At 61.7% G+C, this 16,575-nt stretch carries 14 protein-coding genes and 1 riboswitch; of the genes, 8 read left to right on the top strand and 6 right to left on the bottom strand.

Going from position 1 to position 16,575, the window contains the following annotated elements; translation table 11 throughout:
* A partial coding sequence (locus tag Q5H92_RS12405; protein ID WP_305011843.1) for a D-alanyl-D-alanine carboxypeptidase occupies positions 1–966 on the bottom strand: 966 nt, incomplete at its 3' end.
* A 268-nt stretch (positions 967–1,234) separates the two neighbouring features.
* On the opposite strand from Q5H92_RS12405, the gene Q5H92_RS12400 reads away from it, so the two are divergent.
* A complete protein-coding gene (locus Q5H92_RS12400) occupies positions 1,235–2,341 on the top strand; it encodes an NADH:flavin oxidoreductase (RefSeq protein ID WP_305011842.1) in 1,107 nt (368 codons plus the stop codon).
* A 128-nt stretch (positions 2,342–2,469) separates the two neighbouring features.
* On the opposite strand, the gene Q5H92_RS12395 is transcribed toward Q5H92_RS12400, so the two are convergent.
* Positions 2,470–3,657 carry a trans-sulfuration enzyme family protein gene (locus Q5H92_RS12395; RefSeq protein WP_305011841.1) on the bottom strand — a complete coding sequence of 396 codons (1,188 nt, stop codon included), beginning with the start codon at positions 3,655–3,657 and terminating at the stop codon, positions 2,470–2,472.
* A gap of 143 nt (positions 3,658–3,800) precedes the next feature.
* Positions 3,801–3,915, bottom strand: a riboswitch (SAM riboswitch).
* 101 nt (positions 3,916–4,016) lie between these two features.
* Between Q5H92_RS12395 and Q5H92_RS12390 the strand changes: the two genes are divergently transcribed.
* The gene (locus Q5H92_RS12390; protein ID WP_305011840.1) at positions 4,017–4,286 is read left to right on the top strand and encodes a YidH family protein; all 270 of its coding nucleotides are present in this window, start codon (positions 4,017–4,019) and stop codon (positions 4,284–4,286) included.
* A 17-nt stretch (positions 4,287–4,303) separates the two neighbouring features.
* On the opposite strand, the gene Q5H92_RS12385 is transcribed toward Q5H92_RS12390, so the two are convergent.
* Together Q5H92_RS12385 and Q5H92_RS12380 are read right to left on the bottom strand one after the other, a co-directional pair.
* A complete protein-coding gene (locus tag Q5H92_RS12385; protein ID WP_305011839.1) occupies positions 4,304–5,914 on the bottom strand; it encodes a Na+/H+ antiporter in 1,611 nt (536 codons plus the stop codon).
* A gap of 95 nt (positions 5,915–6,009) precedes the next feature.
* Positions 6,010–6,180, bottom strand: coding sequence for a hypothetical protein (locus Q5H92_RS12380; protein ID WP_305011838.1), 171 nt, complete (start codon positions 6,178–6,180; stop codon positions 6,010–6,012).
* 242 nt (positions 6,181–6,422) lie between these two features.
* Between Q5H92_RS12380 and Q5H92_RS12375 the strand changes: the two genes are divergently transcribed.
* The 4 genes from Q5H92_RS12375 (at position 6,423) to Q5H92_RS12360 (ending at position 12,468) form a co-directional block, all read left to right on the top strand.
* The gene (locus Q5H92_RS12375; protein ID WP_305011837.1) at positions 6,423–7,880 is read left to right on the top strand and encodes an FG-GAP-like repeat-containing protein; all 1,458 of its coding nucleotides are present in this window, start codon (positions 6,423–6,425) and stop codon (positions 7,878–7,880) included.
* A 195-nt stretch (positions 7,881–8,075) separates the two neighbouring features.
* Positions 8,076–9,722, top strand: coding sequence for a CTP synthase (gene pyrG, locus Q5H92_RS12370; protein ID WP_305011836.1), 1,647 nt, complete (start codon positions 8,076–8,078; stop codon positions 9,720–9,722).
* Positions 9,723–9,938: 216 nt separating this feature from the next.
* A complete protein-coding gene (gene yidC / locus Q5H92_RS12365; protein WP_305011835.1) occupies positions 9,939–11,720 on the top strand; it encodes a membrane protein insertase YidC in 1,782 nt (593 codons plus the stop codon).
* 223 nt (positions 11,721–11,943) lie between these two features.
* Positions 11,944–12,468, top strand: coding sequence for a DUF6438 domain-containing protein (locus tag Q5H92_RS12360; protein WP_305011834.1), 525 nt, complete (start codon positions 11,944–11,946; stop codon positions 12,466–12,468).
* A 46-nt stretch (positions 12,469–12,514) separates the two neighbouring features.
* On the opposite strand, the gene Q5H92_RS12355 is transcribed toward Q5H92_RS12360, so the two are convergent.
* Together Q5H92_RS12355 and Q5H92_RS12350 are read right to left on the bottom strand one after the other, a co-directional pair.
* Positions 12,515–13,330 (bottom strand): alpha/beta hydrolase, encoded by an 816-nt coding sequence (locus Q5H92_RS12355; RefSeq protein ID WP_305011833.1) that lies wholly within the window; start codon positions 13,328–13,330, stop codon positions 12,515–12,517.
* Between the two features lie 67 nt (positions 13,331–13,397).
* Positions 13,398–15,182 carry an ABC transporter substrate-binding protein gene (locus Q5H92_RS12350; protein ID WP_305011832.1) on the bottom strand — a complete coding sequence of 595 codons (1,785 nt, stop codon included), beginning with the start codon at positions 15,180–15,182 and terminating at the stop codon, positions 13,398–13,400.
* 182 nt (positions 15,183–15,364) lie between these two features.
* On the opposite strand from Q5H92_RS12350, the gene Q5H92_RS12345 reads away from it, so the two are divergent.
* Together Q5H92_RS12345 and Q5H92_RS12340 are read left to right on the top strand one after the other, a co-directional pair.
* Positions 15,365–16,171 (top strand): ParA family protein, encoded by an 807-nt coding sequence (locus tag Q5H92_RS12345; protein ID WP_198067939.1) that lies wholly within the window; start codon positions 15,365–15,367, stop codon positions 16,169–16,171.
* 20 nt (positions 16,172–16,191) lie between these two features.
* Positions 16,192–16,563: a hypothetical protein gene (locus tag Q5H92_RS12340; protein WP_305011831.1), complete on the top strand. Its 372-nt coding sequence runs from the start codon at positions 16,192–16,194 to the stop codon at positions 16,561–16,563.
* The last annotated feature ends 12 nt before the right edge of the window (positions 16,564–16,575 follow it).

Here is a 16,575-nt window from a genome sequence, read left to right as displayed (position 1 = left end):
GAAGTTGTCGCTCACGCGCAGCATGCGGCGGTAGAGCGAATCGACGCGCAGGCCGTAGAGCGTGCGGATGGAGTCGCGCTGCGCCGGGCGCGGGCGCCAGATGGCGTTGCTGGTGGCCCGGCGCAGGGTATCGCCCAGCAGCCGCAGCATGAGCCCGCGGCTGGTGACGAAGGGCGTTTCATCGACCCACTTTTTCGCAGTAGGCAGCACGTAGAAGCGGTTTTCGTGCAGCGCCCGGATGATGTGCGTGTCGGGGTCGAGGCCGGGCGTGCGCATATCGGCCGGGGCCGGGCCCAGCAGCGGCGCGAAGTAGCGCGGCAGCACCCGGATGCGCGACTGCGGCGGCGTGGGCGGGCGGGCGACACCTTTTGTTGCCTTCACCGGCGCGGGCGGCGTGGCGTAGAAGCGCACGGTGTTGCCGTAAATGGGAAACGCCACGCGCTCGGGCTGGAAGTAGTAGCCGTAGTCGTCCCAGGTCCAGCCGGGGCCGAAGGGCGTCACGGTGGCAATATCGCAGTAAGCCAGCGTCTTTTCGGGCCGGTTCAGCAGGAAACTGTAGGCGCGGCGGCTGGGCACGTCGCCGTGCAGCAGGGTGGGGTCGCCGGTGCCCTGGAAAAACAGCGTGTCATTCCGCGAGAAGTAGCGCAGGCTGGGCAGCGAGTCGGCCAAAATGTGCAGGCCGGCGTAGAGGCTGAACAGCTTCATGTTGCTGGCCGGCGTGAAGTATTTGGTTTCCTGGTAGCCGTAGAACGGGCGGGTGCTGTCGGCATAGGCCAGGCTCATGCCCACCTGGTGCAGGCGCAGAATGGGCGAAGCCGTGAGCAGCGAATCGAGCCAGGGTAGCGACTGGCCGGGCCGCACGGCCACGGGCATACCGGCCGGTTTGTCGGTGGCCGCCTGCGCGCAGGCGGCTAATTGGGTGGTCCCGGCGGTGAGCAGCAGCAGGAAATAAAGGGAACGTAGCATCGGGCGCAACTTACGCAGCAAACGGGGCTGGGGTGGCTTTAGGAGGCGGGACTTATGTATTTGACCGCACTACTGAGCACGTCATGCCGAGCGTAGCCGAGGCATCTCGCGTGCCGCCACTAATTCTTTTCATTGAATTACTTCGGCACGCGAGATGCCTCGGCTACGCTCGGCATGACGTTCAGGGACTAGCGCAACAAAAAAATCAAAACCGCCCCAGCCCGGTTGTTGTCGACTTTCCATTATCCGACACAAGCAACCGCCTATTATGTCCACCAACGCCCTCTTCACGCCTTTCGCGCTGAAGTCTCTCCAACTCAAAAACCGCATTGTCATGGCGCCTATGACCCGCTCCTTCTCGCCCCACGGCGTGCCGGGGGCCGATGTGGCCGCATACTACCGCCGCCGGGCCGAGGGCCAGGTTGGCCTCATCCTCTCCGAAGGCACGGTGGTGGAGCGCCCGGCCTCGTCCAACGACCCCAACGTCCCGCATTTCTACGGCGAGGCGGCGCTAGCCGGCTGGCAGCATGTCATCGACGAAGTGCACGCCGCCGGGGGCCAGATGGGCCCGCAGCTCTGGCACATGGGCGTAATGGCCGAACACCGTTCCGGCTGGAAACCGTCGGAACAGTTTGAAGGCCCCTCCGGCCTTCTCAAGCCCGGCCAGCCTGCCGGCAAGGCCATGAGCGAAAACGACATCGCCGATACCATTGCTGCCTTCGCCCAAGCTGCGGCCGACACCAAGCGCCTCGGCTTCGATTGCCTGGAGCTACACGGCGCCCACGGCTACCTCATCGACCAGTTCTTCTGGGCTGGCCTAAACGAGCGCACCGATTCCTACGGCGGCGACGACCTCACCCAGCGCAGCCGCCTAGCCGTGGAATTGGTGAAGGAAGTGCGCCGGGCCGTGGGCGAAGATTTCGCCATCAGCCTGCGCCTCTCGCAGTGGAAACAGCAGGACTACGCCGCCCGGCTGGCCCGCACGCCCCAGGAAATGGAAGTCTGGCTCCAGCCCCTGGCCGAGGCCGGCGTCGATATCTTCCATTGTTCGCAGCGCCGCTTCTGGGAGCCCGAGTTTGAAGACGAAGGCTCGGACCTGAACTTCGCCGGCTGGGTGAAAAAGCTCACCGGCAAAACCACCATCACCGTGGGCTCAGTGGGCTTGTCTGGTGAGTTCCTGGCCGGTTTCGCGGGCGAGGCTTCCGAGCCGCAGAGCATCGAGGAGCTGCTGCGCCGGCTCGACCGCAACGAGTTCGACCTCGTAGCCGTGGGCCGCCAACTGATTGTCGACCCGAACTGGGTGGAGAAAATCCGCGAAGGCCGTGGCGACGAGATGGTGGGCTTCAGCCGCGAGGCCCTGCGCACGCTGGTGTAAGCACGAGTCCCCCGAAGCTCCGTTCGGCCCGTCAGAACGGAATTGACATTGTATCCCGAAGCTGTGCTTCGGCCCGTTGGAACCAATCGTTCAACGCGAGCCGAAGCACAGCTTCGGGGTACTCGTTCTTACGCCAGCACCTCTTCCGCCTCCGGCACTTCCGCGCGCACGCCCAGCCCATCCAGCGCCTGCGTCAAATCGGCAATCAGGTCGTCGGCCGCTTCCAGGCCAATGGAGAGCCGCAGCAGGCTGTCGGCAAAGCCGGCGGCGCGGCGCGTTTCGGCCGGAATGGCGGTGTGCGTCATCGAGGCCGAGTGGCACACGAGGCTCTTGCCGCCGCCCAGGCTCACGGCCAGCTTGAAGTATTGCAGGCTGGTGGCCAGCTGCGTGGCGGCCTCCACGGTGTCCTCGTTCAGCACAAAGGCAATGATGCCGCCGAAACCATCGGGCTGCTGCTTTTTGGCAATGGCGTGGCCGGGGTGCGACTCCAGCCCCGGGTAGTACACGGCGCTGATTTCGGGCCGCGTCTGTAGAAACTGGGCTACTTTCAGGGCGGCGCTGCAGTGCTGGGCAATGCGCAGGTGCAGCGTTTCGAGCCCGCGAATGACCAGGAACGAATCGAACGGCCCTAGAATGGCGCCCGAGGCATTCTGGATGAACTGGATTTGCTTTCCCAGCTCTTCGGTGGCCGCCACTACGGCACCGGCGATGAGGTCGGAATGGCCGCCCAGGTACTTGGTAGCGCTGTGCACCACCAAATCAGCGCCCAGCAAAATGGGCTGCTGCAGCACGGGCGAGGCAAACGTGTTGTCGACGCACAGCCAGGCGCCGGCGGCGTGGGCCAGCTCCGCCAGTCCCGCAATGTCGGAAATTTTGAGCGTGGGGTTGGAGGGCGTTTCCAGCCACACCAGCTTGGTGCGGTCGGTGATGGCGGCCTGCACCTGGGCCAGGTCGGCGGTGTCGCAATACACGATATCGATGCCGAAACGGCGGTACACGTGCTCGAACAGGCGGAATGCGCCGCCGTAGATGTCGTCGATGGCTACTATCTGGTCGCCGGTCGAGAGCAGCTTGAGCACGGCATCGATGGCGGCCATGCCGCTGGCGAAAGCGTAGGCCGAGTGGCCGTGCTCCAGGCCGGCTAGCAGCTCTTCGAGAGCGCTGCGGGTGGGGTTTCCGGTGCGGGAGTAGTCGAACCCCTTGTGCACGCCCGGCGACTCCTGCACGAACGTACAGGTCTGGTAAATGGGCACGGCGAGGGCACCGGTTAGTTCGTCGACGGGGAAAGATTGAATGAGGCGGGTGGAGGCTTGCATGAGGTATTTGCGTTTTGTGGTTGAGACGAAAACGCACCCGGCTACCAAAGCACTTACGCAAGATTTCTTACCGGAAGAGCATAAAAAAAGCCCTTCCGACAAGTCAGAAGAGCATCACCGCTGCAGACGGGAAACCTCTTTTCGACTTATCTTCTCCTAAATCGGCCGAAGCTGATTCAGAACAGGATTTAGCACCTGGTATTGCTACTGGTTGCTAAGGCATCGCAGGGCCTGTCCCTCCGCCTTTCTTGATAAGTGCTCCGTATGAGGGAGCGCGCTGCAAATATAGCGGGCAAGTAAACCCGCACAAGCAGTTGGCCTCAAAAATCCTTCTTACCGCGCTTATTTCCGCTGGCCTCATGCATCCTTCCGCTCCCACTTCGCTTTCCCTCACCGACCAGCTGGCCCTGCAGCGCACGCGTCTCGCCAACGAACGCACCTTGCTTACTTATGTGCGCACCTGCCTGGCGTTGGTGGGCTTTGGGCTGGCCCTGCTGCAATTCCATCCCGAGCGCGGCGGCCGGCTGGGCTACACGGCGTTGGCCGTAGCGGCGGTGGTGCTGCTGGTGGGGCTGCTGCGCTTCCGCGTGCACCGGCGTCGGCTGGCCGCCTGCGAGCGCCGCGATTAGCGGCGCGCGGCCCGCCCCTACCGCTCGATGTGCTTCACCTTGGCCTCGTCCAAATCGAGCTGGGCCTCCTGCTGGCGCAGCACTTCGTCGTCGAACGAGTCGTGATGGCGCAGGTGCTCCAGGGCTTTGCGCTGCACGCCCAGCACGTCGAGCAGCACGAGGTGGTATTGGCGCAGGGCGTCACGGCCGGCCTCGTCTACTTCCAGGGAGTTAAGGGTGCGGGTGGTGAGGTTGATTTCGGTTTGCATGCGCTGCTGGAGGCGGGCAATGAGTTCGTTGGCCTCCGTTTCGGCGGGGTACTGGCGCTGCAGGTGCTTCACGGCGGCTTGGCGCAGGTGCAGGCGCACGCCGGCTTCCTGCTCTTCGAGGGGGGTGCGGTCGTCGTTGTCGGCTATTTTGGTGAATCGGATGATGGCCGGCAGCGTGAGGCCTTGCAGCACCAGCGTGACGAGAATGACCACGAAGGTTATGAACAGAATCAGGTTGCGCTGCGGAAACGCCGTGCCATCGGCCGCGAGCAGCGGCACCGACAGCGCCGAAGCCAGCGACACCACCCCGCGCATGCCCGCCCAGCCCAGCACCAGCGTGCCCTGCCAGCCCGGACTGGGCTCGCTGTCGCGGATTTTCTGGCTCAGAAACCGGGGCACAAACGCCGCCGGGTACATCCACAGCAGCCGGATGATGATGACCAGCCCGCTCATCAGCAGGCCGTAGGTGATGGCCTGCTGCAGCGAATAGTTGCCCAGCCCTTCCACCGCAATGGGCAGCTGCAAGCCAATGAGAATGAACACCAACCCGTTGAGCACGAAGCTCACGCTGGCCCACACACTGTAGGCCTGCAGGCGGGTGTTGGCATCGAACACGCGGTGCGAGAGGTGCGAGAGCAGCAGCCCGCCGCTCACCACCGCCAGCACGCCCGAAAAGTGGAATTCCTCGGCCAGCAGGTACATCACGTAGGGCGCCATGAAGGTGAGCGCCGTGTTAATGCTGGGCGAAGTGGGCAGGTATTTGTGAATGAGGAAGAAGACGCTGGCTACCACCAGCCCCACCACCAGCCCCATGCCGCTTACCACTACGAAGCTGGTGGCCGCCTCCTGCCACACAAACGTGCCGGAAAGCACCGCCAGCAGCGCAAACCGGAACACAATCAGGCTGCTGGCATCGTTTATCAAGCTCTCGCCTTCCAGAATGGCCGTCACGCGCCGGGGCACCTTCACGCCGCGCAGCACCGAGGTGGCGGCCACGGCATCGGGCGGCGAGATGATGCCGCCCAGCAAAAACCCCAGCCCCAGCGTGAACCCCGGAATGACGGCCCGCGCCACGTAAGCCACGATGCCCGACGTGAAAGCCACCAGCCCGAACGCAAGCAGCCCAATGGCCCGCCGCCAGCGCCAGAAGTCGTTCCAGGACGTCATCCAGGCCGCTTCGTAGAGCAGCGGGGGCAGGAAAATCAGGAAAATGAGGTCGGGCGCGATGGCCACGCGCGGCAGGCCGGGGATGAAGCTCAGCGCCAGCCCGCCCAGCACCAGGAAAATGGGGTAGGAAATGCCCAGCTTCTGCCCCAGCATCACCAGGAGGAAAACGACGAAGAGAAGGCCGAGAACGAGCAGGAGGATTTCGTGCAGCATGGGCAGGCAAGCGGAAGCATTAGAACGCCCAAAGAAACGTCATGCTTCGCTGCGCGCGACACGACGGTTCTGGTTTCTACCTTCCGGCGGTTGCCTCACTGCCACAGCTTGCGGCCCAAGGTGGGGCGCCGGGGCCGGTCGAACAGCACAATGTAGAGCACCCCCAGCAAGGGCACGAGCAACAGGGCAAACAACAGCCGCAGGTGCCAGTAGTGCACCGGGCTCAGACCCCAGGATTGGACGAGGTGATTGATGAAATGTGCCATTTATAAATGTACGCATTCCCGCAATCGTTTGCAACATCCGGCGTGGGGTGGGGCGGCATTTTGTTGCGAGAGCTTCGGTGGGCTGCTGGTTTTGGTTGAAGCAGGAGTTGAGGCCGCGGCTGAAATCATCTATTTCCAAACAGTTACTCCTGGAATGGGGCACGAATTTTGGTCAAAAACCTGGGCAATAACTTATGTTTCTGCGGTCATTGATTACCCGTTTCTCGTTTAATATTTTCTTTATGCCCCACTTCTCCCCTTCTACTCACCTACGTCGGACCTACTCACTAGCGACGCTGGGGCTGCTGCTAGCTACAGCCGGCAGGGCCCAGGCCCAGACCCCGGCCAGTTTTGCGCCGGCCAGCACCTACCCGACTGGCTTAAACACCTTCCCTTATAATGTGGCTGTGGCCGATATGAACGGCGACGGCCGGCCAGACATCGTGACAGTGAATTCTGGAGGAGGCTCCGTGGGCGTATTGCTGGGACGGGCCGGTGGGGGCTTTTTCCCCATCAACACCTACCTAACCGGCGGCGACCTCTCTGCAGGCTTGGCCGTAGCCGACGTGAACAGCGACGGCCGTTTGGACATCGTGGCAACCAATCGCCTGACTAATAACGTCGGGGTGCTACTGGGACTGGCCGGTGGAGGATTGGCGCTCGCCAGTACATACTTAACCGGAATAAATGCCAGTACCAGTCCTAATGGCTTGGCCGTGGCCGACGTGAACGGCGACGGCCGACCGGATATCGTGGCGGCCAATACCGGTAACGGCTCGGCGGGCGTGCTGCTAGGGTTGGCCAGTGGGAGTTTTGCTCCCTTCAGCTTTCATTTGACCAGCGCGTACCCTAAAAGCGTGGCCGTGGCCGACATGGATGGCGACGGCCGAGCAGACATCGTCACAAACCACGACGGCAGCGTTGGAATATTGCTTGGACTGGCGGGCGGGGGGTTCGGCCCCGTCAGCCCTTACCCAACCATCGGCACTACCCGTCCCAATGGCTTGGCCGTGGCCGACGTGAACGGCGACGGCCGGCCGGACATCGTGACGACCAGCACCGACCGCAACACGGTCGGGGTACTGCTAGGCCAGGCCGGCGGGAGCCTTGCCCCTATCAGAACCTACTCAACCGGGCCCGGCAGCAGCCCTGATGGCGTGGCCGTGGCCGATGTGAACGGCGATGGCCTGCTCGACCTCGTGACCGCCAATGCGGGCACCGAAACGGCCGGAATATTACTGGGGCAAACTGCTGGGGGCTTTGCCGCTGTTAGTACTTATGCGGCTGGTACTACCGGTGGCGGACTTACGCTCTATGGCGTGTCCGTAGCGGACATAAACGGCGACGGCCGGCCGGATATCGTCACGGCTAATTTCGGCAGCAGCACAGTCGGCGTACTGCTCAACACCGGCACCTTTACCCCCCTGGCCGCCGCATCCGCCACTGCAGCGGCCGAGGTGACTCTGTTTCCCAACCCGGCACGGGACGGCTTTACGGTGCAGCTGCCGGCCGCCTGGGGCGCCGCCCCCGTGCGGGCCGAGCTGCTGAACGCGCTGGGCCAAGTGGTGCGTGCGCAGGCCACCGCGCCGCCGGTCGGGGCCTCGCTGGCCTTTGCCACGGCCGGCTTAGCGCCGGGCGTGTACGTGCTGCGGGTGCAAGCCGGTGGGCACGCCCTGGCCCGGCGCGTGGTGGTTGAATAGCTCATCACGCGGCTTCTGGCCTGAGTATCTGTCCCCGCTGCCGACTGGTGGTGGGGGCTTTTTTTGGCTGGATGGCGGGCCACCGGAAGCGTAGCAACTCAGGCGCTTGGATAGCGGGGCGGGCGGCGGGCGCATGGCGGCCGGCGCATTTTTTCCGGCATCCCAACTTTGGGTGCCGTACTTTTGACTCCCGTCATGCCCGAACGCCAAACCCCCTCCCCCTCCGCGTCGGCTGCGAAATTCATTTTCGTTACCGGCGGCGTCACTTCTTCACTCGGCAAAGGAATCATTTCCGCCTCGCTGGCCAAGCTTTTGCAGGCCCGCGGGTTCCGAGTCACCATCCAGAAGTTCGACCCCTACATCAACATCGACCCCGGTACGCTCAACCCGTACGAGCACGGCGAGTGCTACGTGACCGACGACGGGGCCGAAACCGACCTCGACCTCGGCCACTACGAGCGGTTCCTGAACACCCCGACCTCGCAGGCCAATAACGTCACCACCGGCCGCATCTACGACCACGTCATTCGCCGCGAGCGTGAGGGCGCCTTCCTCGGCAAAACCGTGCAGGTGGTGCCTCACATCACCGACGAAATCAAGCGGCGCATGCTGCTGCTGGGCCAGAACGGCCAGTTCGACGTTGTCATCACCGAAATCGGCGGCTGCATCGGCGACATCGAGAGCCTGCCCTTCGTGGAGGCCGTGCGCCAGCTCCGCTGGGAGCTGCCCGAGTACGATTCGCTGGTTATTCACCTCACCTTGCTGCCCTACTTAAAGGCCGCTGGCGAGCTCAAAACCAAGCCCACCCAGCACTCGGTGCGCGACCTGCGCGAGGCCGGCCTGCAGCCCGACATCCTAGTCTGCCGCTCCGAGCATCCGATTCCGATGGAGATGCGCCGCAAAATCGCGCTGTTTTGCAACGTCAAAATCAATTCGGTCATCGAAAGCCTCGACGCCGACAGCATTTACTCGGTGCCCTTGCTGATGCGCAAAGAGGGCCTCGATGAGCGGGTTATCAAGCGCCTGAAACTGACCGGCGGCGCCCAGCAGCCTGACCTGGAAGCCTGGAAAGACTTCCTCGGCAAGCTGAAAAACCCGACCGAGGAAGTGACCATTGCATTGGTGGGCAAGTACGTGGAGCTGCCCGACGCCTACAAATCCATCAACGAAGCCTTCGTACACGCCGGCGCCCAGAACGAGTGCAAAGTGACGGTGCGCAGCATTCAGTCCGACAACATCACCCACGAAAACATCGCCGCCCTGCTGCACGGCTGCGACGGCGTGCTGGTGGCGCCCGGCTTCGGCGAGCGGGGCTTTGAGGGCAAGATTGTGGCCGTGAAATATGTGCGCGAGCACAACATTCCGTTCTTCGGCATCTGCCTGGGCATGCAGGTGGCCGTGGTGGAATACGCCCGCAACGTGCTGGGCCTGCCCAACGCCAACTCGACCGAAATGGACGCCCTCACGCCCAACCCCGTGGTGGCCATGATGGAGGAGCAGAAAAATGTGACCCTGAAAGGCGGCACCATGCGCCTCGGCGCCTACGCCTGCGACCTGCGCCGCGGCTCGAAAGCCGCCAAAGCCTACGCCAAAAACCACATCAGCGAGCGGCACCGCCACCGCTACGAATTCAACAACGACTACCTCAAGCAGTTCGAGGAATCGGGCCTGCAAGCCACCGGCACCAACCCCGAAACCGGCCTAGTGGAGGTGATTGAGCTGCCCACGCACCCGTGGTTCGTGGCCGGGCAGTTCCACCCCGAACTGAAAAGCACCGTGGAGCAGCCCCACCCTCTGTTCGTGCGGTTTGTGCGGGCGGCCATTCAGCACCGCAAGGGGTAGACCACCTGCGGCTCAAGTCATATACAAAGAACGTCATGCTGAGCGTAGTCGAAGCATCTCGCGTGTAATGGTGATTCCCTTCTTGCGATTGGATTACTTGAGCACGCGAGATGCTTCGACTACGCTCAGCATGACGTTCTTTCATTCCTCCTGTATCATTCTTCATTAAGCGCAGCGTCCCGCCGTACCTTTGCCCCTTCGCAACCTTTACAACTAATGGATAGAAACTCAGCAACCGGCCTCTTTCTCATTTCGGCCTTGCTTCTCGTGTACCTGTTCTTCTTCAGCCCGAAGAAAACGGATGAAAAAGCCGCCGGCAAAGAGCCCGCTCCAACCGCTGCCGCCAAAGCGCCCGCCGCCCCATCCACGGCCTTGACGCCCGAAGCCGCCCTCGACACCACCGCCGGCCCCGCCCAGGACCTACACTTGACCAACGCCAACCTCGACGTGACGCTCTCGACGCGGGGCGGCCGAATTTCGGCCGTGCGCCTGCTGAAATACAAGACGTTCTTCGGCAAGCCAATGGACTTGTTCGATGCCAAGAGCGCGCGGATGGACACCAAATTCCGCACGATTGATGGCAAAACCGTCCGGTTTTCGGATTTGAACTTCCAGGCCGTGCCCTCGCAGAGCACGGACGGCGGCTCGGTGCTCACCTTCACCGCGCCGGTGGGCGCTGGCAGCATCGTGCAGACGTATACGCTGCCCGCCAACAGCTTCGAGCTCAAGTACGACCTGCGCCTTAACGGCCTCGACCGTACCGTGGCCCAAGAGCCGCTCACCTTCTCGTTCATCGACGAAGTGCGCCAGACCGAGCAGGACCTCAAGCAAAACCGCAACCACACCACCATCAACCACTACCTGGCCGCTGGCGACCAGGGCGCCCTGGCCGAGGCCAGCGAGAAGCCCGAGGAATACAAGGCCGCCGGCCCGGTGAAATGGGCGGCCCACAAGCACGACTTCTTCGTGGCCGGCATCATTGCCGACCAGCAGCCCTTCGCGGGCGGCGCGTTCAACTCGAACGTGGACCTGGCCGACTCCGCCACCATCAAAACCCTGAGCAGCACGCTCACCATTCCGGTGGCCGAGGTGGAGCAGGGCCGCGGCCAGTACCGCTTCTACTTCGGCCCGAACGCCTTCAACACCCTGAAGGCCGTGGCGCCCGAGTTCGACCGCAACGTGTACCTGGGCTGGGGCTTGTTCCGCTGGGTGAACCGCTTTGTGGTGCTGCCGGTGTTCCACTTCCTGGAGCAGTACATCAGCTCCTACGGCGTTATCATCCTGCTGCTGGTAGTGCTTATTAAACTGGTAACGTGGCCTTTGACGTACAAAACCTACGAGAGCCAGGCCCGCATGAAGGTGCTGAAGCCGGAGATTGACGAGCTGAAAGCCAAGTACGGTGACGACCAGACCAAGGTGCAGCAGGAAACGATGAAGCTCTACTCGACCTTCGGCGTGAGCCCGCTCAGTGGCTGCGTGCCCACGCTGCTCACGCTGCCCATCCTGTTTGCCATGTTCCAGTTCTTCCCCAATGCCATTGAGCTGCGCCAGCAAACCTTCCTCTGGGCCAAGGACTTGAGCAGCTACGACGTATTCGTGAAGCTGCCCTTCTACGTGAAATGGTACGGCGACCATGTGTCGATGTTCACGCTGCTCATGACGGCCTCCACCCTGCTCATGACTTGGCAGAGCAACCAGACCAACACGGCCATGCAGGGCCCCATGAAGACTTACAGCTACCTGATGCCCATCATCTTCCTGTTCGTGCTGAACAGCTTTGCGGCAGGCCTCACCTGGTACTACTTCGTGTCGAACGTCATCACTTTCGCGCAGCAGGCCATCACCAAAGCCTTCGTCGACGACACCAAAATCCGCGCCCAGCTCGACGCCAACAAAATCAAGAACAAGGACAAGAAGCCCGGCGGCCTGCAGGGCCGCATCGCCGAAGCCATGAAAGCCGCGCAGGAGCGCGAGGCCCAAGCCAAGCGCAAGTCTTAGTCGTTGAACAACGGAAAAGCACGTCATGCAGAGCGCGGCGAAGCATCTTTACCTCGGAAGTAAAATCAATTGCCACTGCGGTAGAGATGCTTCGCTGCGCTCTGCATGACGTACTTTTTATAAATGCCAACCTGCAAAACCGGCAGAACGCAACCGTAGGCACGGTTTTCGTTCTGCCGGTTTTTTGTTTGCCTACTTTCACGGCTTAAACGCCCCATTCGCCATGCGCTACCTCCCGCTGCTTCTGTTGCTGAGTTTCTTCAGCCTTTCCCTGTCCGCCTGCGCTCAGAAGGCCACCATCCAGAAAACCAAGACTAAGAAGGTCAGCAAAAAGGCCGCGGCTAAGCAGCCTGTTCCTACCGCGGCCGGCCCGGTGCTCACCTTCGAGCGCACGCCCTGCTTCGGTACCTGCCCGGTGTATACGATGCAGGTATTTGCCGACGGCCGCGTGGCCTACGAAGGCCGCCACAACGTGGCCATCATGGGCAAAAAGGAGTTCAAACTACCCGCGGCCACGGTGGCTGATATGCTGCGCCAAGCCAAAGAAGCCCGTTTTGAAACGTTTGAGGCACAGTACCGAAGCGGCGTCACCGACATGCCCAGTACCATTGTCGCCATCCGCCAGCCCGATGGCACCCTCAAAAAAGTGGCGGCCGAATCGAATATTCCCGAGAACGTGCAAAGCTATTTCACTTTCCTCTCCACGCAGTTTGATGCGCTGGCCCAGGTGAAGGGCACTGACAGGTAGCGCGACGCTCAGCAGCTCTGCGTCGTTCGATATCCTCCGCGCCGCGTCAATGCTTGGCACCAGCCGCTGGCGGCGCAAACACCGCCCGAAAAGCCCGCAGTGCCGCCGGGTGGTATATCGTAGCGTGTGTTTCCTGTGGCATGGCCTCGTAGTGCCAGGCCCCCAGGCGGGCGGCCTGCGGGCGGGCCAACTCCACCAGGCGGCGGGTAGCGACCGAGTCGCCGTGGATGCTGGTGGCCAGGTATACCGTGGCAGCGGGCCGCATTTTTTGTAGCGTTGCGCCGGCCTGCGCGGCCAGTTGCCCGTTGTTCCACCACAGGCTGGGGTCGAAGGCGAGGTAGGTGTTGAACAGAGCGGGCTCCAGCAACAGGGTTTCGACCACGAACAGGCCGGCGAGCGACTCGCCCACGATGGCCGTTTCGGCCGTGGTGCGGTAGCGCTGCTTCACCTGCGGCATCATTTCTTCTCGGATGAACTGGCGGTAGGCCGCCGAGCCGCCTACTTTGGGCGCAATCTGCTTGTCCTTTTCGTTGGTGGTGGGGCCGGTCAGGTCGCGCCGCCGCTGGGTGTTTTCGATGCCGACCAGGATGAACGGGCGCATCGTGCCATTGCCCACCAGCACCTGCACCAGGCCCGCCACGTGCAGAAAATCTTCCTTTAGGCCCCCATCCGGCATATACAGCACCGGCAGCCGCCGCGTGGCCGAATCGGTGTAAGCATCCGGCAGGTACACGTTGATGCGGCGGGTTTCGCCCAAGGCTTTGGAAGGGAGCGTGAATGTCTGGCCGATAACCAACGGGGCCGCCGCAGCCGGCCGCACAGCTTGGCCTTGCGTGTCCGAAACGCCCGCCAAGGCCAGCATTGCCGCAGAAAATACAATTCGCAAATACCCCATAGCGAATACCTTTTGGATTGAATAGAAATGCTGGCTAATCCTTATGCACCCGCTCCAACAGCAAAGTATTCATGGGGTTGGGCGTGAGGCCACGCACGTTGTTCTGCGTGAGGCGCACCACTTCGTCGTAATAAAGGCTGATGACGGGCGACTCCTCCACCACAATGCGGTCCATGGCCTGGTAGAGCGCCGTACGCTTGGTCACGTCCTGGGTGCGGCGGGCTTCGTCGTAGAGCTTGTCGTACTGCGCGTTTTTGAAGTGGGTTTTGTCGGGGCCGGCGGGGCTGAAGTTGGGGCTATAGAACAGGGCCAGATAGTTTTCGGCGTCGGGGTAGTCGCCGAGCCAGCTTTTGGCGAAGAAGGCCACCCGGCCATTGTCCACCAAATCCTGCTGCGCGGCCGATTGATTGATGTCAATCTGGACCTGCACGCCCACGTCGGCCCACTGCTTCTGCAGGTATTCGCCTATCTCCTTGCGTTCCAGCACGGTGCTTAAGCGTAGCTTCAGGGGCCGTTGTGGGCCGTAGCCGGCGGCGCGTAGCAGTTGGCGGGCCTTCTGCGGCTGGTAGCTGTAGCCGGGCACTTCTTTTTCCGAGAACGAGGGCAGGGCCTTGGGCACGAAGCCCGAGGTGCCCGCCGTGCCCACCCGGTTGAGCAGGTAGGTCAGCATTTCGGGCTTGTTGAGGGCGTAATTCAGGGCCTGGCGCACGCGCTTGTCGCGCAGGGCGCGGCCTTGCACGGCCTGCTCGCCGGTCAGGTTGGCCGAATCGAGCTGAATACCAAGGTACTCAGTGTTCAGGTACGGCACTTTCTGTACCGTGAACTTGCCCTTGAAATCCTCCCGAATATTCCCGTCGGGGTACATGATGAGGTCACGCGAGCCGGCCCGGATGCCGGACAGGAAATCCAGCTTGCCCTGCATGAAGGTCAGAAACTCGGTCTTGCGGTCGGGCAAAAAGCTGATGGCCACGGCATCCAGGTAGGGCAACTTACGGCCCTGTCGGTCAGAGCGCCAGTAATGAAAGTTGCGCTCGTAGAGCAGCACATTGCCCTCGTCCCAGAGCTTGAAGCGGAACGGCCCGGTGCCCACCGGGTGCTCCCGGAAATCCTTGCCGTACTTCTCCACGGCCTCGTGCGGCACCACGTAGGCGTATGGCATGGTCAGGATGCCCAGAAACGGCACAAACGGCTCCTTGAGGTGGATGCGCAGCGTGGAGTCGTTGGCGGCCACGAAGGCCGTGTCGCTGGGGCTGCCGTCGGGCTTCTCCAGGATTTTACCCCGGAAAATCCAGCCGCCGGTGCTGGCCGTAGCCGGGTCGAGGATGCGCTTGAAGCTGTAAACGAAGTCGGCGGCCGTCACTCGACGAGTAGGGACCGGGTAAGATTCCAGGTGGTCATAATCAACCGGTCGATGATGGTCCCTTGCTTCCTGTTCGGCCATTTTTCGCAAAGACAATTCAGAAGGCTTAAAAACCGCTGAATCTTCGTGAAAGAAAACCTCCTTTCGCAATACGAACGTGTACGTCTTCCCATCCGGTGAAATGCTGTAGCGCCGAGCCAGCGCCGGGGTGGGCTGCAAAGTAGAATCAAGTTCGACCAAGCCGTTATAAAGCTGGTTCACGGCCCACCAGTTGGCCTGGTTGCGGGCAAAAGCGGGGTCGAGCGACGAGAGGGCCTCGGGCTGGTTGTAGCGAAACACGCGTCGCTCGTCGGCGGCCGGGCGGGCCGCGTCGTGGCAGCCGGCCAGGGCCAGCGCCGCCGCCGAAAATCCAAATAGTTTAGCCGAGAAGCTAGCCCAACGAGCCAAAAAAGGGGCCATGCGAACAGGGAAAGAATGTATCTTTGTCACAATGCTACGGCAAAAGTTATTAGTTATGAGTTGTCAGTTGTTCGTTATCAGTTGTTAGTTGGGAAGCGTAAAAACTCCCGGCCCCTGATACTGAACATCCAATACCAAGCAACTGACAACTGACAACGACCAACTGACAATTAGAGAGACTCATGGGAAAAATCATCGCGGTAGCCAATCAGAAAGGCGGGGTGGGCAAAACCACTACTTCCATTAACCTCGCGGCGTCCCTGGCCGCCCTGGACTACCGGACCCTGCTCGTCGACGCCGACCCCCAGGCCAATGCCACCTCGGGCGTGGGCTACGACCCCAAGGACATCCAGAACAGCATCTACGAGTGCATGGTGGACGGCATCAACGCCCAGGATATCATCGTGCCCACCAACATCCTGCCCCACCTCGACCTCATGCCCTCCCACATCGACCTGGTGGGCGCCGAGGTGGAGATGATAAACCTGCCCAACCGCGAGGAGAAAATGAAGGAGGCCCTGCGCCCCCTCGCCGCCGAGTACGACTTCATCATCATCGACTGCTCGCCCTCGCTCGGCCTCATTACGGTGAACGCCCTCACGGCCGCGCACTCGGTCATCATCCCGGTGCAGTGCGAGTACTTTGCCCTCGAAGGCCTGGGCAAGCTCCTGAATACCATCAAAATCATTCAGAGCCGCCTCAACACGGAGCTCGAAATCGAAGGCATCCTGCTCACGATGTACGACGTGCGCCTGCGCCTGAGCAACCAAGTGGTGGAAGAAGTCCGCATGCACTTCCAGCAGCTGGCCTTCGACACCATTATCCCGCGCAACGTGAAGCTGAGCGAGTCGCCCAGCTTCGGCATCCCCGTCATCCTGCACGACGCCGAGAGCAAAGGCTCCATCAGCTACCTCAACCTGGCCCGCGAAATCGTGGAGAAAAACAGCGTGGAAGCCACGGAGGAAACGGCGGAGGACGAGCGGATTTAGGCTGCTATATAGCTCAAGTTATGCGACTTGAGATAATCGACTACCCACCTTTTCGCGGCGGCATTTGCGGGGAAGCTAGCAAAACCGACGAATGGAACCGGCTGAAGCAGGAGTTGCCTTTTGGCACAGTGCTGTCAGGAAATATTTTTGCCCGAACCCTTTTTGGAGTCTTCTTCGATTCTGGCCACGGGTTTCCTGTGCGAATGGATATTACGGATTTTGGGAAGCCGGAAGGAAACATGAAATGGCCTGACGATTATCCGGCTTTAGGGAGCGAAATCAAAGGTGTTTTCAATTGGTTTGAGGACTCTCATCGTCAACTGGTTGTCATTCGTATGGGCTTAAAGCCTCATTTTTTCAGTCTCAACGAGGTCCCGGCCTCGCATCGGTAGGCAACCCAGCTT

The organism is Hymenobacter mellowenesis (assembly GCF_030581005.1).
Classification (GTDB): domain Bacteria; phylum Bacteroidota; class Bacteroidia; order Cytophagales; family Hymenobacteraceae; genus Hymenobacter; species Hymenobacter mellowenesis.
This window is presented reverse-complemented; position numbering and strand designations above follow the sequence as displayed.